The 19,809-nt window shown below is 53.9% G+C and carries 12 protein-coding genes; 9 read left to right on the plus strand and 3 right to left on the minus strand.

What is annotated here, in order from left to right:
* Window positions 1-85: 85 nt before the first annotated feature.
* A complete protein-coding gene (locus ABV298_RS27045) occupies window positions 86-607 on the minus strand; it encodes a DinB family protein (protein ID WP_353719255.1) in 522 nt (173 codons plus the stop codon).
* Window positions 608-801: 194 nt separating this feature from the next.
* On the opposite strand from ABV298_RS27045, the gene ABV298_RS27050 reads away from it, so the two are divergent.
* The 4 genes from ABV298_RS27050 to ABV298_RS27065 all read left to right on the plus strand — a co-directional run bounded on the left by ABV298_RS27050 (window position 802) and on the right by ABV298_RS27065 (window position 8,152).
* On the plus strand, window positions 802-1,410 hold the full coding sequence (locus tag ABV298_RS27050) for a sigma-70 family RNA polymerase sigma factor (protein WP_353719256.1): 609 nt from the start codon (window positions 802-804) through the stop codon (window positions 1,408-1,410).
* A 209-nt stretch (window positions 1,411-1,619) separates the two neighbouring features.
* Window positions 1,620-2,498 carry a FecR domain-containing protein gene (locus ABV298_RS27055; RefSeq protein WP_353719257.1) on the plus strand — a complete coding sequence of 293 codons (879 nt, stop codon included), beginning with the start codon at window positions 1,620-1,622 and terminating at the stop codon, window positions 2,496-2,498.
* 372 nt (window positions 2,499-2,870) lie between these two features.
* The gene (locus tag ABV298_RS27060; RefSeq protein ID WP_353719258.1) at window positions 2,871-6,353 is read left to right on the plus strand and encodes a TonB-dependent receptor; all 3,483 of its coding nucleotides are present in this window, start codon (window positions 2,871-2,873) and stop codon (window positions 6,351-6,353) included.
* Window positions 6,354-6,367: 14 nt separating this feature from the next.
* Entirely contained in the window at window positions 6,368-8,152 is a 1,785-nt protein-coding gene (locus ABV298_RS27065; protein ID WP_353719259.1) for a RagB/SusD family nutrient uptake outer membrane protein, read from the plus strand.
* 244 nt (window positions 8,153-8,396) lie between these two features.
* On the opposite strand, the gene rsgA is transcribed toward ABV298_RS27065, so the two are convergent.
* Window positions 8,397-9,461 carry a ribosome small subunit-dependent GTPase A gene (gene rsgA / locus ABV298_RS27070; RefSeq protein ID WP_353719260.1) on the minus strand — a complete coding sequence of 355 codons (1,065 nt, stop codon included), beginning with the start codon at window positions 9,459-9,461 and terminating at the stop codon, window positions 8,397-8,399.
* Window positions 9,462-9,738: 277 nt separating this feature from the next.
* On the opposite strand from rsgA, the gene ABV298_RS27075 reads away from it, so the two are divergent.
* Both ABV298_RS27075 and ABV298_RS27080 read left to right on the plus strand, forming a co-directional pair.
* Window positions 9,739-10,110 carry a DUF4349 domain-containing protein gene (locus ABV298_RS27075; protein ID WP_353719261.1) on the plus strand — a complete coding sequence of 124 codons (372 nt, stop codon included), beginning with the start codon at window positions 9,739-9,741 and terminating at the stop codon, window positions 10,108-10,110.
* Entirely contained in the window at window positions 10,107-10,946 is an 840-nt protein-coding gene (locus ABV298_RS27080; RefSeq protein ID WP_353719262.1) for a hypothetical protein, read from the plus strand. The genes ABV298_RS27075 and ABV298_RS27080 overlap by 4 nt, the downstream gene beginning before the upstream one ends.
* Here the strand turns inward: ABV298_RS27080 and ABV298_RS27085 are convergent.
* Entirely contained in the window at window positions 10,943-12,280 is a 1,338-nt protein-coding gene (locus tag ABV298_RS27085) for a hypothetical protein (RefSeq protein WP_353719263.1), read from the minus strand. The genes ABV298_RS27080 and ABV298_RS27085 overlap by 4 nt on opposite strands.
* Before the next feature lie 183 nt (window positions 12,281-12,463).
* Between ABV298_RS27085 and ABV298_RS27090 the strand changes: the two genes are divergently transcribed.
* The 3 genes from ABV298_RS27090 (at window position 12,464) to ABV298_RS27100 (ending at window position 19,768) form a co-directional block, all read left to right on the plus strand.
* Window positions 12,464-15,523 (plus strand): TonB-dependent receptor, encoded by a 3,060-nt coding sequence (locus tag ABV298_RS27090; protein ID WP_353719264.1) that lies wholly within the window; start codon window positions 12,464-12,466, stop codon window positions 15,521-15,523.
* 24 nt (window positions 15,524-15,547) lie between these two features.
* Window positions 15,548-17,218 (plus strand): RagB/SusD family nutrient uptake outer membrane protein, encoded by a 1,671-nt coding sequence (locus ABV298_RS27095; protein ID WP_353719265.1) that lies wholly within the window; start codon window positions 15,548-15,550, stop codon window positions 17,216-17,218.
* Between the two features lie 189 nt (window positions 17,219-17,407).
* On the plus strand, window positions 17,408-19,768 hold the full coding sequence (locus ABV298_RS27100; protein ID WP_353719266.1) for a hypothetical protein: 2,361 nt from the start codon (window positions 17,408-17,410) through the stop codon (window positions 19,766-19,768).
* Window positions 19,769-19,809 lie beyond the last annotated feature (41 nt).

Here is a 19,809-nt window from a genome sequence, read left to right on the forward strand (position 1 = left end):
CAATGAGTCAATGAGTCAATGAGTGAATTTTAAAAATCTATTCGCTCATTCTCTCATTAGCCCTTTCCTCGTGCTTCGAATCGATCTACCTCACCCGCAACCCGAAATCAAACCGCTCGCTCACGACCCGCCGCAAAACGCCGATCTGTCCGCAGTGGTACATCGTGTGCTTCATATTCCAGTCGATTGCCTCGAACTTGTTGGTCGCTACCGGGTGCGGGGTAGGAGTGGGCTCCAACGGGTTTTCGAGTTCTTCCATTGTCACGGTCGCAAGGATTTCGAGGGATTTTTGCTGCATGATTTTCAAATCCGCGAGCAGCTTTTCCGGTGTGAATTTGCCGACGGACTGTTCAGCCCTGGCAATGGTGAAATAATCGCTGTACTCCCTGACGGGCAATTGCCGAAGAATATCCATCTGATGCCCGCGGATAACCATGACGGAGTGAAAATAATGGCTGACGATCAGGTGCCCGACCTGCCAGCTGATGCTGGATTCGATGGTATCCGGGATGATTTCCCACTTTTCGAACGGAATATTTTCGACGAGCTTATTGGTCCACTCGTAGGCATTGGCATTCTGGTAAATGAGCAGTTCGACGGTGTTCATAAGATGTTGGCGGTTGATGGCGTGGTTTGGATTTCCGATCGCCAGGGAAGGACCGAATGAATGGGAACGGCTAAAAATAGGGAATAAAAGACAGGCAACAAAAATGGTGTGGCGGTTTTGGAGAATGGACAATTATTATGATTTATATCATTAAATTGTAAAGTTCTTCCGCTTTTGCCATAATTCCGGATTTTTTGTCAACAGTTATTAGCCATATTCCCGTGAATCACCCATACAGCAATTATTCCGAACAAGCCCTGATGGCGCTTGTCTGTGAGCAGGACGAGGAACTGGCTTTCAGGGAATTGTATCGCCGCCACGTGCGGTTGCTGGTGCACACGGCAATCCGGAAAACGGGCGTGAAGGCGATCGCCGAAGACCTGGTACAGGAAACTTTCGTGAAATTCTGGCTGGGACGGCATAAGTTCGACATCCGGAAAAATATCCAGGCCTACCTCAACGGCACATTGCGCCACTGCATTATCAATTACTACCACCAGGAGCAAAAGCAGCCGGTTTCGACGCTCGGCGAGGAGGACTTTCTACCCGATAACGTAACGGCCGAGAACCTGGATTTCAATACCCTCAATGAATTCTACGAACAATCGCTGCTCAAACTTCCCGAGAAATGCCGCGAGGTATTCACGCTCAGCCGCAAAGGGTACAGCCTGAAAGAAATAGCCCTACAAATGGATATTTCGGAGAAAACGGTGGAAGCACACATCAGTAAGGCATTAAAAATCCTGCGCGTGGAAATGAAGGATTACATCGTCATGGCGATCCTGATGCTGCCCGTTATTTGAGACATCCAATTTTTTGAAAAAAAATTTCTATCGGAGTAAGGGTTGGACCCGGTTTTCCGGGACTGTATGGTTAGTTGATTAATAAGTGTAAAAACTACACCTAATGAAGACGCCCCCCGTTATCTCCTGAAACCCTGAAAAAATACCTGTCCAACGAATGCACCGACGAGGAGCGTCGTTTGGTGAATGAATGGTACCAACAACTGGATTTGCCGGCCAATGAACCATTTGGCAGCGCCGACGAAGACAGGCTGTACAACCGGATCGAATCCTACCTGTCGGAACTGCGCAAAAGCGAAGCGCCGGCCGGGCGGAAACTGGCCTTGTGGAATTTCCTCGGCCGCATTGCCGCTGTGTTCCTGATCGGCTTCGGGTTGCTCTATTTTCTTTACCAGCGCCCGGGAGGTGCCGCACAGCAGCCCCGGCCGGACGGCGACTTGATTACATTTACCAACAAAAAGCAGAAGATCGTGCCCTATATGCTGCCGGATAGCACGGTACTCTGGCTGCATCCGGGTGCGCAAGTGTCCCACGCACAACCATTCCTGAACCGTAAAGTGACGTTCTCGGGCGAAGGTTTTTTTGATGTGAAGCCCGACCCGTCGCGGCCATTCATAATATATACCGGCGATTTGCAGACGAAAGTTCTTGGCACGAGCTTCAATGTGCGGGCTATTCCCGGCGAAGCTGTATTCAAAGTATCGGTGGCTACGGGCAGGGTGGAGGTCAGCGACCTGAAAAAGCGAGAGCGTGTAGTGCTGAAACCGGAACAGGAAGCCGTTTTTGAGCCGAAAAGCAAGCATTTGGAAGTACAAGCCGTACGGGAAAAAGCGTCTGACAAGGAAATATGGCAGTCGGCGTCGCTCGTATTCGACGAAACGCCCATGACCGAAGTAGCCCACCGGCTTATGCAGACATTCCACGTAAAAATCGGTTTCGCAAACGACGGCCTGGCCGATTGCCGCCTGAAAGTGGATTTCACCGACCAGCGCCTGCCCGAGATCCTCGATATGATCGACACGCTGCTCGGAAGCACCTACCGGATCGAAGGCGATAGCATCACGCTGAAAGGGCAAGGGTGCCGATAGTTTTGTTGCAGTGCGCTGCACCAATCACACCGAGGTGCGGGGCACCGAGATATTTAGAATGAATGCTAAATCAGCGCGACGCCAAGGTGCAGCGCACCGCAATACTTGTAGACACCGCCGGAATTATGAATGCAATAATTGTAACGACCCGGAATTTTGATCGATAATTAAAAAACAATCCCCAACAAAATCATGAAAACATAACCCGTCCCCAACCAGCCATTTTAGCCCATAAAAAAATCAGGAGTGGTTGCGACACCCCTGATGGCAACCGGCTAAAATATCCCGGAACGTGCGGTTCACAGGCTCGCCCGAAGGCAAGCTTGGCAGGATAACTATTGTCTGAATTTTAACCCAGTCAAATGTAAAATTATGAAAAAACCTTTTCATCCATGGCATAGATTGCTACTCAATATCATGCGCCTGACTTTTTACCAGTTACTATTGATCAGCCTATGCTCGGTGGTGGCTGCGGCGAACCATTCGCCGGCCCAGGAGCTGCTGAACCGCGACGTGACGCTGGACCTGAAAAATGTCACGCTGAACGAAGCGCTTAACCGCCTCGAGCAGGGCACAAAGGTGAAATTCGCATACAGCAGCGGTCTGGTGAATTTGCAAAAGACCGTCAGCATCGACGCGCGCCGGGAAAAGCTTTTCTCGGTACTCGATCGCCTGCTACTGCCATTGGACATCAATTACCGCGTAAGGAACAACCAGATACTCCTCTCGAGGGCGCCCAGGAAAACCAGCGAAGCGCCCGCGACGATACCGGCCGAACACCTGGGCACCACCGCCGACCGGACGATTAAAGGAACAGTGACCGCGCCGGAAACCAGCGAGCCATTGCCAGGAGTGAGCATTATTCTGAAAGGTACGCAGCGCGGCACGACTACCGACGCAGCGGGGAAATTCCAGCTCGATGTGCCCGACGAGAACGCGACGCTGATATTCTCGTTCGTGGGCTATCTTTCGCAGGAAGTGGTGGTGGGTAACCGCACCGACCTGAGCATTGCACTGCAGCTGGACACCAAGGCGCTGGACGAGATTGTGGTGGTGGGTTACGGTACGCAGAAAAAATCGACATTGACGGGCTCCATTGCTGCCGTAAAAGGTAGCGAGATCGCTGAAAATCCGGTTCCCAACATTTCAAATTCCATCGCGGGCCGGGTGGCGGGGGTGAGCATGCGCCCGAATGGCGGCCAGCCGGGCAGCGACTCGCCGGAAATCCACATTCGCGGTATTGGTACCACCGGCAACAATAAGCCGCTTGTGGTGGTCGACGGCGTAATCCGCGACAATATCAACCAGATCGACCCCAGTTCGATTGAAACCGTCACGGTTCTGAAAGATGCTGCGGCCGTTGCGCCCTACGGCCTGGGCGGCGCAAACGGCGTTTTGCTCATTACCACCAAAAAAGGAGCGAGCGGCGCGCCGACATTGTCGTTCAGTGCTTACTATGGTTCGCAGACCCCGACCTACTATCCCAAACTGCTCGACGCGCAGGATTATATGCGCCTGAAAAACGAAGCGTACCTGAACGAAAACCCGACCGGCACCCAGCTGCCCTTCGCCACCGATCTGGTCGAGAACTATGTGAACCTGAACCGTGAAGACCCGGACAAATACCCGATCAGCGACACAAAGGACCTGGTAAACATGCATGCCCCTATGCAGAATTATACCTTGCAACTGAGCGGCGGATCGGAAAGGATCAAATACCAGACCGGCTTCGGCTTCCTGAAACAAAACGGCATGTTCGACCCGGTGAAATATATGCGTTACAGCTATAACATGAACCTGACGGCCGAAGCCACCAAAACCACGACGGTCTCGCTTTCGCTGATCGGTTCGGTGGAACGGATCTCGTCGGTCGATACGGCGGTTTCGGCGGGGAATTTGTTTCGTAACGGCTTCAAATACATTCCGATACGCGCATTGTATTACAGCAATGGTTTATGGGGAGAATTTGCGGGTAACTCGCCGGTCGGCGTATTGAAAGCGGGTTATACCAAAAACTCCAATAACACGCTGCTGACCACGATCGCCATCGAACAAAAATTGCCGTTCATCAAAGGGTTAAGTATTAAAGGCACATTCAGCTACGACCCGAGCCAGCGGACGAAGAAAGGTTATCACAAACCGTTCTACTATTACACCCAGGACCTGACGACCACACCCTATACCTACAAACGCGAAATCTCCACGGCGGAAGGCGGTGCCGCCGCATTCTCCTGGCTCGCGCAGCAGTTTATCAAAACGCAGACATTTACTTACCAGGGTTACCTCAATTACCACAATACATTCGGAAAGCATGATTTTACCGGCCTGATCGTGGCGGAAGCACGGAACAACACCTATGAGCTGTTTTCGGCACGCCGCAACAATTTCGCGGTGGATGTGGACGAGCTGAATATGGGCAGTTCCAATAAAAACGACTTCGACAACGGCGGCACCTCGTCGACCGGGAGCCAGATCGGCTATGTGTACCGCGTGGGCTACGCGTACGCGGGCAAGTACCTGCTCGAAGCGTCGGGACGCTACGACGGGCATTATTACTTCGCGCCGGGCAAGCGCTGGGGGTATTTCCCGGCATTTTCGGCCGGCTGGGTGATTTCGGAGGAAAATTTTCTTAAAAATGGCTTCAACTGGGTCGATAACCTGAAAATCCGTGGCTCGTGGGGCAAATCGGGGAACCTGGCTGGTACGGCTTTCCAATATATGACAGGCTATAACCTCAATGGCAATGCATACGCGTTCGGCCCGGGTTCGATGGTGCAGGGCGCGGTGGTACCCAACGAACCCAATAAAAACATTACCTGGGAGATTTCCACCAAAACGGACATCGGGCTGGAAGCGTCGCTATGGCGTGGCTTGCTGACGATCGAAGCTGACTATTTCCACGAAAAGCGCACCGGGATGCTTTTGCCGCCGGCTGTAAGCGTGCCGGTGGAGTATGGCCTCGCATTGGCCGATGAGAATGGCGGGATTATGGAAAACAATGGCGTCGAGTTGAGCCTAGGTACCAACTACCGGTTCCAGAACGACCTCCGGCTGGGCATTAACGGCAATGTGAGTTATGCCAAAAATAAGATGATCAAGGTGTTCGAAACCGCGGCAACACGCAACAACCCGAACCGAAGCCGCACAGGTCGTGCGTTGGGCACACAATTCGGCTATAAGACGGACGGCCTTTTTACGACCGACGACGACAAGAACGACGACGGCCTGATCAATTCGGCGGACGGTTATAATGTAGCCCAGTTCGGGGCGTTGCGCCCGGGGGATATCCGCTATGTGGACGTCAGTGGTCCGCAGGGCGTACCCGACGGAAAAATCGATTCGAACGACGAAGTGGTGATCGGCAAGCCGGTGTACCCGTTGCTGACTTACGGATTGAATGCCACAGCCGACTGGAAAGGCTTCGACCTCAACCTGTTCTTCCAGGGATCGTCGCTTGCAAGTCTGGATATCCGCCAGTTCCAGACTATCCCGTTCAATAACAATAACAGCAATTCGAGTTACGAGTACTACGACAACCGCTGGACGCCCCGGACGCAGGACGCCCGTTACCCGCGCGCCACACAGGCGCCTTACGCGAACAACACGCAACTTTCGGATTTCTGGATGACCAGCACCGCCCATTTGCGCCTCAAAAACGCGATCATCGGCTATACGCTTCCGAAAAGCCTTACGCGATCTATTGGCATTCAGAACATCAGGGTTTACGCATCGGGCCAGAACCTGCTGACATTCAGCAAGCTGAAATTCATGGACCCGGAAGTAGGCTACACCGACCGCGAAACCGCCTATCCGAACCAGAAAGTGTATGTGTTTGGGCTTAATGTGACATTCTGAAAACATTTAAACTAATGAAAAGAATAAAATATACCATTTCGCTCGCATTGCTGGCCCTGACCCTGTGCGCGACTTCCTGCAATGAGGATTTTCTTGAAAACGATATCAAGAGCCGTTTGACCGACGATATGCAATGGGCCTCGGAAGGCAATGCGGACCTTTTTCTGAACGACATTTACGCCGCATTATCCAACAAATGGAACTCGCCCGACAATCTCGACAACTTCACCGACGACAACGACGCGGGCTTCTACTGGAAGTCGTATTCGTGGCGGCAGGGGATCGTGGACCCGGCGGTGAATAACGGCACGCCCATGGACCACGCCAACGGCAATGCGACCGACTATGCGTCGTGGGCGGCAGGGTTTCTGAAAATCCGTAAATGCAATCTGTTTATCCAGAAAGTGACCGAAAATGCGGCGAACTTCTCGGAGGCCTACCGTAAAAAGCGTATCGACGAAGTCAGATTTTTGCGCGCTTACTATTACAGCGAAATGTTCATGCACCTGGGCGGGCTGCCGATCATCACCGAAGTGCTCGATCGCAACACGATGGGCGAGGAGGAGCTATACCGCCCGCGCGCGACATTTGAAGAGACATTTGACTTCATTACCAAAGAATTGGGTGAAATCGTAGCCAACAAGGCGCTGCCCGTTAAATACAACAATGGCGATGCCGACGCCGGTCGGGCTACGTTGGGTGCGGCGCTGGCGCTGAAAGGCTGGCTGGAACTGTACGTGGCAAGCCCGGCATTCAACGCGGCAACTCCTGCCGCCGGTCCCGACCCGAACAAGCTGGTGGGCTTCGGCAACTACGACCCCAAACGCTGGGCTACGGCCGCCGCCACAAACAAGCAGTTTATCGACACCTATGGCGGCACCTATGCGCTGTTTCCGGACATCAATGCATTCTGGTGGGAGAAAAACGAGTACAATTCGGAGGTTATCTGGGACCGGCAGGTGGTAGCTGTGATCATGGGCTCGAACTACGAGCAATATGGCGGGCCGGTGTGGATCGATGGCGTGTATTATACCTGGGGGAACTACTGCCCGACACAGGAGCTGGTCGACCAGTTTGCGATGGCGAACGGCAAGGTAATCACCGATCCGACCTCGGGTTACGATCCGCAAAACCCGTATGTTAACCGGGAGAAGCGCTTCTATGACTTCATCGTTTACGACGGCGCCCCTTACAAACAGGACTGGATGGCCAAAACCGACACAATTTATACCCGCATCGATAAAGTAAGACCTTCGAAAAACCAGATCGATTTCGGTACGGACGATGTCGGTAATACGGGTTATTATTTCAAAAAGAAGATCAACCCGTTGAAGCCGCGCGGGGGCGCCGCCAGTGGGCAAAACTATGTGTATTACCGCTATGCGGAAGTTTTGCTAAACTACGCCGAGGCGCAGAACGAAGCGGCGGGTCCCGATGCATCGGTGTATTCGGCTGTCAACGCGATCCGCAAACGCTCCAATCTGCCTGAACTTCCGGCCGGCCTGACGAAAGAAACCATGCGCCAGGCGATCCGCCGCGAGCGACGGGTAGAGCTTTGTTTCGAAGCAAAGCGGTTTTACGACATTATCCGCTGGGTAATCGCCGAAGACGTGATGAACAAGGATTTTCACGGTATGAAAATCACCAACACCTCGCCGGACGATAATAAAGGTAAATGGGTGTACGAGGTCATCGGACTGAACCACCCGCACGTATTTCACAAAAAGATGTACATGAACCCCGTACCGCAACCGGTTGTGGATCAGAATAAAAAGATCATTCAAAATCCCGGTTATTAAACCGGCAGTTCAACCCCGACGCTTTCCGGTGCCGGGGTTTTTACTGTTTGCACGGTTTTTTGTGCATACCGTTTAATCGGTGATCGGGACAAAAGTCATTAGAGAACCACGTCGGAAACCTTTTAGTGGAGTCTCCGGACATGATTTCATTGTAGTTTGGGTAAAGAGAGGGGCGGTATGTTCCTCTTTTTCTTTGGGTAGATTAAAAAGAAGGAGCGTCCCGTGCCGGAACGCCCCGTCTGCATTAGTATTTACGCTGTTTCCGGTACCGGGCCACCTGTTTGGCTATCTTCCCGAATTGCCGTTCAACGCGCCTCTTTTCCACCGAATCACCCTGGTAATGCGCCTGCTCCTTGCTGATTTTGAGATAACTGTCATAAACCTCGCGCGGGAGATCGCCGGTCTGCACTGCGGCTGTCACGGCACACCCGGGTTCGTGCCGGTGCGTGCAATCGTGGAACCGGCATTCGTCGGCCAGCGCTGTCAGCAAGGGGTGGTAATGCATTCCCTGCTCGTCCGCGTCGAGCGTTACCCCAAACTCCCGCATCCCCGGCGAGTCGATGAGCATTGCGCCGGAGGGCAGCATTACCAGGTTCCGCGATACCGTCGTATGCTTTCCTTTATGATTTAAACTGCTCACCGTGCCTTCTTCCTGCAACCGGTAACCCAGCAATGCATTCACGAGCGTGCTTTTACCCACACCTGAGGAGCCGATGAGGACATACGTTTTCTCGTGCAACAGGTGTTCTGCTACCCATTTTTCGAGTCCTTCACGACCCGTGGCGCTCAGCAGCAGCACCGGGCAATCGTATCCCAACGCCATCACTTGCCGCCGGTAACTTTCCGGGTCGGCCACGAGGTCCTGCTTATTCAGGAGCACGACGGGCGTGATGCCGCATTGCATGATCTGCACGATGTAGCGCTGCAAGCGCATGGGATTAAAGTCACGGTCGAGGCCCTGCACGATGAATGCGGTATCGATATTGACGGCAATTACCTGTTTTTCTGTGCTACGGCCGGGCATTTTGCGGCTGAGCTCGTTGATTCGCGGCAACACGGCAATGACGATACCTTCATTGTCATAGGCTTTGAATGCCACCCAGTCGCCTACTTTGGGCAGGTCCCGGTTCTCGGCGCTATTCATTAGTGCCCCCGAAAGCGTCGCATCGACATGCCCGCTGGCCGTCAACAGTTTATGTCTGAATCCTTCAATGGCAGCAACGCGCGCCGCTTCGAGGCCTTGTGTTTGGTAAGTATGGAAATGTTGTTCGAAATGGGTATTCCACCCGTATGAAGTCAAAGATATCATGGTTATAAAAGTCTGAGCTATGGGCAGCACATCGCCTGTCCGCGCGCATAGCGTGGAAAAAAACGGATCAAAGCAGGGGAGTGTCGCGGGTCCCGAAGAGAAGTAGATTCGGAGGACCGGCGTCAGGCTGCAATGTCGGCAGAGGGGCGATATGTAGTTTCAGACCTTGACATAATTGAGTGCAAAGGTAAGGGATTTATTCCTGAGAACGGTTAGCCGCAGCGCGGCCCCCTGTTTATAGAAATAGAGTCCAGTCGGGGCCAAGGTGCGAAGTATAGTGGAAACCCGAACGGCCATCGAGGCGACAGAGGCACAGTTTCGGCAGCTGAACGGCGACATCAAATATTCAACGCTGCATATTGTCTTCTTCAAACCCATTGACACATCCAACCCATTTCTCACCGAACCCGCCGATGCATTCAAAGGTGGAGTAGGGAATCTGCGTGCATTTGCGGTGGTGCTGGTGGCGGTTTGGCCGTTCGGGTTGCTCGTTATCGGAGTGGCGGTGGCGCTTCGTCGGTGGAAAAAGAAAAGAAAAGGCGGGCGGAACAGGAAGCGGTTGAGTTATCTTAAGATCGAATTTCTGAATGCAACCAATTGGGACGTTGCACTGTCTCCCGATGACAGGACTCAATTTCTTGAACTATGAAACGACTTTATCACATCCTGCTGATCGTATTAATAGCCTTTTGTACCCATTGCAAAAACCATGACGAGCTGAATATTCTGGACAAAGAGGGGCTCAATCTCTACTGGCACCATGTAGCCGATGTCGATAGAGGGAGGTACCTGCTCATGAGCTTTACCAACAGCCACCGCTCTACAAACAGGGCAGAATATAAGTTTGAATACAACATTCAGGGACAGGTGATCGATGTGCGGCTGGTCGAAAAAATCGACAAAGGGAAATGTCCGGTATATCCGATGCCGCAGGGAGATGAATGTCAATCGCGGGGAGATATTTACATTCGTGAAAATGAGCTTTCGAAGGGAACATACCAGTTCAGGCTGCAAACGGGTGATAATGTGGTAACGTCCGATCTGATCGTAGGACAGAACCAGTACGAATTGAAAGTCCCGGTTAACCCTTATTTCACAAACAGCATACCATTCGTTTACGCGATCCCCAAAAACATTGTTTACGGCTCGATCCGCTATTACGGCAAAGAGAATGAGCTGTTTGCGAAAGCATTAATCGACGATTTAACGAAAACCGGACTCAAACCGGCGACGGTTCCCTTGCATCCTTATCGACACCTTCCTGAAAACAGCCAGACGCACCTGGCGAAGTCGTTCTGGGAGCCGGACGGCTATTCCATCAACCTGCTTTTCAGCTGGGATGGCAGTTTCAAACAAGTGTCCGAAATTTGCAAAAAGCATTTCGAGCAATCCAAAAAACAGCTCGGGATCGGCTTGTATAACAGCAATTTCATGGAGCAGGTAACAGGGGAGCAATATGGCACATTCAGCGCGTATTTGCGCTAAAAATTCCCGGCAAACCGCTTGCCCGTCTTTAAATCCCTCAACTGCACAGATCGCACGGTGCCAATGCCGGCGAACATGATATCCAGCCCGTAAATGTGTCTCAGGGCTTTTTTGTAGGTGTTCTTGTAAACTTCCCTGCCGTTGACGAGCAATGTAGCCCGGAGGTTCACGACTTTCACACCGATGGTTCCGCCGGCCGTAAGGTCGGCACCCAGAAAATCGGGGCCGTCGTTGCGGCCGTCTTTGCGCAGTTCCGAAAATTGCAGTTTGCTCCAATGCACACAACCCGGTTTCATAATATCGACCATGTGATTGGACGAATCCCCGTATACGGTCAGGCGTACCTGCGAGCAGCGCACGCCGGGGCGAGGAGGTGAGGCTTTTACATCCACCAACAGTTCGAAATTGTCGCCGTCGATACCGGTAAGGTGTGTATTGACGAAATTCACAAAAAATGTCCGGTTGGTATCAACGCCCGCGCGGGCTATTTCTTTGGCGCTGATGCTGTTATATCCGTTGGTGAACAGCCCGGGCGTCTCGATGGGGTACACGCGCGTGGTGTCGTACATCATGTTCGCGGTGGCCGTCCAGCCGCTGGTGCGGAGGAAAACGGGCACGGTATCCATTGGAACGCCGGCCCTTTTTAATACCGCAAAGTAGCGGCCCGGCACTTCGTAGTAATGCGAGTAAACACTGTCCTTCCCGTTCAGATGCGTTTTTTTGCTGTCGCCATATTCAATGGTATACTCGCTGGTGAGCTCAGAAATCTGGCTGAAATTTCGCAGTACAAAAACGGCCGAATGCGGGTTTTCTCCCTCGGGATTTTTACAAAACAGGGTTACGTCCGTCTGCTGTTTGCGCCAGAGCACCAAGCCTCGCCAGATAGTGAAGCTCAGTAGAGTCAATGTAAAGGAAGCAAGCAATGCCGCTCGCCCCAACGATTTTCGGTTGGGTGCCTGGCCAATAATTGACGGCACTTCCGGCCGGGATGTGGTTGCTAGTTGAATATCAAGCCTTGGAGGCACACTCGCGGTCTGCCTTGACTGCGCATCCGAGAACCTGTCCCAATCCGCAAACCCGACATATTGCGCCAAAGCGTCGCGCGTCGCCTTTTGCGGATAATAGCGCGCGTCGGTCTTAATTTTTCCGAAAATCCTTTTTAAAGTATTCGGGCTGATCTGCACCTGCGTCTTCTTGTAAAGGATATGGCTGAGCCTGATAAAATCGCTGTTCGTCCATCCGGTACTATCAGGCTTGCCGTAGGTGTTGGCCACGAGCTGGCAACAGTGGTCGAGGAGGTCTAAAGTGCTCGCCTTATCTTGTCCATTCTCCATAATACTCATACAATAAACTTCTGTATGTCAGCTTCTTAGGTTGTCCATAATTTTGGATAGCGAACTGGCTAAGCGCATTTTGAAATCACCGGATTGTCCAATTTTATATTTGCTCACTCAAATTTCTGACTTGCGCCGCCGGGGCGCTCCGGCGGCATGAAACCCTAAATATTGGAAAAAAATATGCGACAAAAAATTCTACTTGGCTGCGCTTTCCTGTTTGTCTCCATGGGACCGCTGCTGGCGCAAGTACGGCAGCTAACAGGCAAGGTGACCGACGAGGCCGCAAAAGACCTGCCCGGCGTGAGCATCGTCATCAAGGGTACCCAGCGCGGTACAGTTACGGACGCCAGCGGCGACTATACGCTTGCATTGCCCGATGGCGAGGCCGTTACCCTCACATTCTCGTTTGTAGGTTACCAAAGCCAGGACGTTGTTCCCGGTGCGCAAACCCAACTGAACGTCACCCTCAAACAAAGCGACAATGCGCTTTCCGAAGTGGTGGTGGTAGGCTACGGCACCCAAAGAAAGAAAGACCTTACCGGCGCGATCTCGTCGATAGGCGCGCGTGACGTTGGCGGACGGCAGACGCTGCAGGTATCCGACGCTCTGCAGGGCAGCGTGGCGGGCGTCTCGGTAACCCGTAGCAGCGGGGCCCCGGGCTCGGGGTCGAGCATTCTCATCCGCGGCATTACCACCATCGGCACCAATAGCCCGCTCGTAATTGTCGACGGCGTGCCGGTGGCGAGTATCGATAATGTGAACCCCGGCGACGTCGAAAACATCACGGTGCTGAAAGATGCGGCCTCTGCGGCGATTTACGGCTCACGGGGAGCGGCGGGCGTCATACTCGTCACCACCAAACGCGCTAAAAGCGGGCAGGGAAGCCTCGAATACACCTATGAATATGGTGTGCAGCGTGCCACCGCCACACCCGAATATGTAGGCGTACAGGACTATATGCGGTATTTCAACGAGCAGGCCGTCAACGACGGCGCCAGCGCCGGGCCCTTTTCAGATCAATACATCGCGTCCTACCTCGATAGCAACCGTGTGAATCCCGACCGCTTCCCGAATACCGATTGGCAGAAAGCCATTCTGACGCGCAAAAGCGCACCGCGGCAGCGCCACGACGTCGTGTTTACGATGGGTACCGGAAAAATCAGGACGAAGGCATCGCTGGGATACGCTAGCTCGGGTGCGTTCTATGATAACCGTTCTTACGACCGCTACCTTTTCCGCGTCAATAACGATTTGCAGGTCAATGACAAAATCAGCGTTAATCTCGACGTTTTTTATAAGAGAACTACCAATAAAGGCAATGCCAACGAACTGCCCAATAGTACTTACAACCCCATTTATGAGGCGCGCGTGATGCCGCCGATTTATGACGACGTATACGAAAACGGTAAACTCGCAGTAGGGAAGGACGGCCGTAACCCGCTTGCGCAACTTCGCGAAGGAGGCTTTTCGAAGGCATTGTACAACCAGCTAGGCGGGCGGATGCAGTTCAACTACAAGCCGGTGAATGGTCTTACGCTTTCCGCGTTGGTGGCGCCGGTATTCGATTTCGACAAGACTAAATATTTCTCGAAACAAATCCGTTTCAGGAATCCGGACGGTACAGTGGGTACGGTTGTAAACCAGGCCCGCACCGTTTTGAACGAGGGGCGGTCGGAAGGCGTGACGATTAATGGCCAGTTGTTGGCTAATTATGTGAAGGAATTCAATTCGGTGCATTCGATCGATATCCTGGCGGGTTTTGAGGAAAATTATCGTTCGCTCGAATCGCTCGGGGCGTCCCGCAGCGGGTTTGCGCTGACAGGCTTTCCTTACCTCAACTCGGGCTCCACCGAACTGCGCGACAATAGCGGCAGCGCCAATGAATCGGGCCTGCATTCGTTTTTCGGGCGGTTGCAATATAATTTCAAAAGCAGGTATTTCATTCAGGGGAACCTGCGTTCCGATTTGTCGTCGCGGTTCGCGGCCCGCTACCGAAGGGCCCTCTATCCCTCCGTTTCAGCCGGGTGGACTATTTCGGAGGAGCAGTTTCTCAAAACCAGCCCATGGCTGTCGTTCCTGAAACTCCGCGGCTCATGGGGCGAGGCAGGGAACGAGCGCCTGCTCGACAAGGATGGCAATCCGGCTTATTATCCCTACATGGCCACGATCGACTTCTCTACGGCGTTGTTTTACCAGAATGGCGGTGTGGTACCGCTCACAGGCGGCGCGCAGCAGGTGTACGCGGTTGAAAACATCAGCTGGGAGACCAGCCGGACGGCCGATATCGGAGTCGATGCCTCGTTCCTGAACGACCGCCTTACATTGGCGGCGGACTATTACAAAAAGACCACCACTAACATCCTTCTTCCACTTGATATCCCGCTTTACCTGGGCTACGACAAACCTAACCAGAATGCCGGGACACTTCACGTAAAGGGCTGGGAGCTCGAACTCGGCTGGCGCGACCGCATCAGCAAGCTGAGTTATTCCGTTTCCGCCAATCTTTCCGATGCCAAATCCACTGTCGGGGATTTGAAAGGTACCGAATTCCGCGGCGACCAGATTGTCCGCAACGGGAGCCAGTACAACGAATGGTTCGGATATATTTCAAACGGGTTATTTCAAACAGTGGACGAAATCAAGGGAGCACCGGTGCTGAATGTCACTACAAAGCCCGGAGATGTCCGGTACGTGGATGTGAATAAGGATGGCAAAATCACGACCGACGACAAGGTGCTTTTGGGCGGCGCATTGCCGCGGTACCTGTATGGCGGCAACCTGCGCGCCGATTACGAGGGCTTCGATGCCGGCCTGACATTCCAGGGCGTGGCAAAAAAGCTGTCGCGCCTGAGCCCGGAAGTAACGCAGCCTTTTGCCGAGGCATTCGGCAATATGCCTGCGGAAATGGTCGGGAAGTTCTGGAGTAATAATAATACGCCTCAGCAAAACCTGAAAGCGGCCTACCCAAGGCTGTCGCGGACTTCCAGCGGCGCCAATTATGCGCTTTCCGATTACTGGCTGATGAGCGGCGCTTATTTCCGCCTCAAAAACATCACCCTGGGATATACCCTGACACAGGATCAACTGAAAAAGACGGGCGTGCAGTCGCTGCGGTTTTACCTGTCGGCCAACGACGTTTTCTCGCTCAGCAAATTCCCCAAATACCTCGACCCGGAATCCGGCAGTTACTCGTACCCGATCGTGGCTACATTCATGGCCGGCGCTACCATCCGGTTTTAGAAACCCTTTTTTGACTTGTAACACATGAAAAAGACCCTGTTTGTCATACTCCTCGCCGGTGCGACGGGCTGCCACACCCTCGACCTGAATCCGCTTTCGGAGGCATCTACCGGCACATTTTATTCCAACCAGACCGAGCTCGAGCTGGCCGTCAACGACTTGTACCGCCTTGCTTTCTGGGGCAACGATAACGAGTTGTTCAGTGATAACGAATGGCATCGCGGGCAACTGACCAACGCCGTCATCGGAGGGACCATGAATGCCGACGACGCCGGCGTGCAGACCTTCTGGCTTAATTCTTACAAAGCCATCGCCCGGGTCAACTCCTTTCTGGCGAATAAAAACCGCGCCGCCGCGAATACGCCGGCAGCCGTAATGCTCAGGCTCGAAGCGGAAATGCGGCTGATCAGGGCATACCAGTACTCCCGGCTGATCACGCATTTCGGCGATGTTCCACTACTCACCGAGCCGGTCGCATTGGAAGAATCCTACGGAATAGCGCGGAAGAACCAGGGTGAAATCCTGCAATTTGTGTTCGATGAGCTCGATTTCGCTGCGGCTAACCTGCCGGTTTCCTATGGCGCCTCCGAAACAAGAAGGCTGACGAGAGGTGCCGCACTGGCGATCAAGGGGCGCACCGCATTGTACGCCGGCAAGTGGGAAATCGCACGCGATGCCTCCGCGGCCATCATGGAATCGGGTACCTATGCGTTGCATTCCAGCTATTCCCAGCTGTTTCTGAAAGCCGGTGAAACAAGCAAAGAGATCATCGTCAGCGTGCCGCGCGATGAAAAACAGCAGGTATTCAATGGGGCTGCCTATGTGCAGGACAATATCTCGCGCAATGCGGGCGGATATGGCGCGCAGCTGCCTACACGCGAGCTGATGGACGCCTACGAATGCACGGATGGCAGGCCGATCGACGAGTCGGCGTTGTATGACCCCAAAAATCCGTTCAAAAACCGGGACCCGCGGCTGAGGGCCACGATCGTCGAGTTCAATACGCAATGGCTGGGCTACAATTATATGCCTCATCCCGATTCCCTAACAGTGTTCAGCTCGAAGGAAAACCGCCGCGTCCCCAACAAAGACACACGCGCAGTGGCCGCATTTGCCAGTTTTACCGGCCTGCTGTGGAAAAAAGGAATCGACCAGACCTGGCCCGACCGGCTGGTAGAAGACAACGATGCCATTATCATCCGCTACGCAGAAGTGCTTTTAACGTACGCGGAAGCCAAAATAGCGCTGGGAGAAATCGATGAAAGCGTTTTGAACGCCGTTAACCAGGTAAGGGCGAGGGCATACGGCGTCGATGCCGGGAGGACGGCCGACTATCCTGCCATTACTACCACCGATGCGGCAGCGTTGCGCAAAATCATCCGCCGGGAGCGCCGGGTCGAGTTCCCCCGCGAAGGGCTGCGGTATATGGACCTCATCCGCTGGCGGCTGGCCGAAAAGGCATTGTCGACGCCGGTGATCGGTTTGCCGGACCCCGCGGCTCAGAACCGGGCGAAGTGGCCTTTCCCGGGAGTCACCCCGCTGGACAACGACGGCATAGCCGATTACTCCGGCTTCGGTGCCGATGTGAAAGAGCTGTCGCAGCGTAGTTTCGACAAATCCCGGCAATACCTGTGGCCGATCCCGGCCGTGGAGCGGCGCGTGAACCCGAACATTACGCAAAATACCGGCTATTAATTTTCAATTTTTCCGTGGTGCCGTTAGCAATGCGGGTTATAATCCTTTTGATTTCAGAATAATGATGTTTTCAATGAACAGAAACCGTGTGTGGGCATTCCTGGTTGGTTCGGTAATCGCTCTAAGCCAGCCGGGCATCGCCCAAAAAAAGCGTATCCTTCATACAGCGGCATTTATCCGCATTTGGCAATGTATAACAACGAGGGCGAATGCGGTACCGGCGCCGTGGTGCCCTGGGCCGGGAAGCTCTGGGCGGTTACCTATGGCCCGCATTTGCCGTTCGGGTCGTCGGACAAGCTGTACGAGATCAGCACCGACCTGAAACAGACTATCCGGCCCGAAAGCATCGGCGGCACGCCCGCCAACCGCATGATCCATCGCGAAAGCCGCCAGCTTTTTATCGGCCCGTACGCGATTGACGAAATGGGTATGGTACGCACGATTCCCTACCAAACGATGCCCGGCCGCCATACCGGGAACGCACGCCATTTGACAGATCCGGCAGGAAAAATCCTCTACGGTACCATGGAAGAGGGTTTTTATGAAGTGGATGTGAAAACGCTTGCCCCCAAAATGTTGTTCGAGGACGGCAATGTAGACCGCAACCGGGAAGCGGACAAGGCTACCTACCAAACCAAGGGCCTGCTGCCGGGCACCCATGGGAAAGGCTTTTACTCGGGTCAGGGCGTGGCTGTGTATTCCAACAACGGCGAGCCGGGCCGGCAGGCTGAAATCCAGTTCGATATCGAATCGGGCTCGCTCTCGGAATGGGATGGCAAGGACTGGAAGGTGGTGCGCCGAAACCAGTTTGTGGAAGTTACCGGGCCCGGTGGCATTTATGGCAATTCCAATCCCGCCACGGACCCCATCTGGGCTACGGGCTGGGACGATAAGTCGGTTTTGCTGGGTGTTCGCGGCGAAGGAAAATGGACGTTTTACAGGCTTCCCAAGGCGAGCCACGCCTACGACGGCGCCCATGGCTGGAACACCGAATGGCCGCGCATCCGCGACGTCGGTACCGCGCAGCAACCGGATTACCTGATGACCATGCACGGCATGTTCTGGAAGTTTCCCGGGCAGTTTAATGCGGCCAACAGCGCCGGAATCCGCCCGCGATCGGCTTATCTGAAAGTGATCGGCGATTTTACCCGCTGGAACAACCAGCTTGTTTTCGGGTGCGACGATTCGGCCCAGCGCGAATTTTTGAATAAAAGAAAAGCAAAGGGCGGGATAGAAGGCCCGGGACAGTCCAATTCCAATCTCTGGTTTACACCCCTTAACCTGCCCGACGAGCTCGGCCCCAATGCCGCGGAGGGATCGGTATGGCTGAACGAGGCGGTCAGCGCCGGTCAGCTTTCCGAGCCGTTCCTCTTTGCCGGTTGGGCGCACCGGGCCGTTTGGATACGGAACGAAGGCGGGAACGAGACAAGTTTTGTTTTTGAAGTGGATAAAAAAGGAAACGGGGAATGGTCGGTGCTGAAAACCGTGAAAGTAGGTGCCGGGATGGCCTCCAACGTCGCATTCGCGGCTGCGGAGGCCGGCGAATGGGTGCGCGTGCGGCCTGATAATGCCACCCGGGCCACAGTTCATTTTACCTACACCTCCAACGACCAGCGAACGAATACCATGGATCTGATTTTCAAAGGGCTCAGTAATGTGACGTCCCCGGAAAGCCATGGCGGGTTGTTGTATGGGTTGGGCGAAAACCGGCGCGTGCTGGGTGTGGCGGCTATGGACCTGAAAAACGGCAAAGCGCAGGACGCCGGCTATTACGAGCTGGACGGCAACATGCAGCTCGTAAAGCAGGCCGATGCCGCAACGCACGCATTGATTAAATCCAGGTTCGCTATCCCGAAACAGGTGGTGGCGGTAGAGGCTTCCTCCGTGCTGATTGTCGATGACAAGGGCCGCCGCTGGCGCCTGCCGCTTGGGAACGAGGCATTTACCGGCCTTACCAATCAGGCCGCACTGCGGATTTGCCGGGAAGTAGCCACCGAGCGGGACCTGTTCAACTGCCATGGTACGTTCTATGAGCTGCCTGCCGAGAATGCCGATGGTTATGCCAAAATCCGGCCCGTATCGTCGCATAACCTGCGTATTCACGACTACGCATCGTACCGTGGCCTGCTGGTGATGACGGGAATCGACCCGACGTCGATGCAGAACAGCGGGCATATCATCGTTTCGGCAGATAAGGGGGCGGCGGTATGGGCCGGCGCGATCGACGACCTGTGGAAATTGGGTAAGCCCGTCGGCCGTGGCGGTCCATGGAAGAATACACAGGTGAGTGCCGGCCAGAGTTCGGACCCTTATCTGATTGGTTTTTACGACAAAAAGGAACTGAAATTATCCCATAATGCGGAAGAGGCTGTAACGTTTACGCTGGAAGCCGATCCGGTCGGGAATGGCTCCTGGATGCTTTACAAAACCTTTACGGTAAAGCCCGGGGAGCCGATTTCGTTTACCTTTCCCGGGGACTTCTCGGCCCGTTGGGTCAGGTTCAAAACCGACAAAGCCTGCACGGCTACCACCTGGCTGGAATACCGGTGAGCCATTTTACGGCAAACATTTTTATATTTCAGGGTTGAAAA

Origin of the sequence: Dyadobacter sp. 676, assembly GCF_040448675.1 — a bacterium.
In the GTDB taxonomy this organism is placed as follows: domain Bacteria; phylum Bacteroidota; class Bacteroidia; order Cytophagales; family Spirosomataceae; genus Dyadobacter.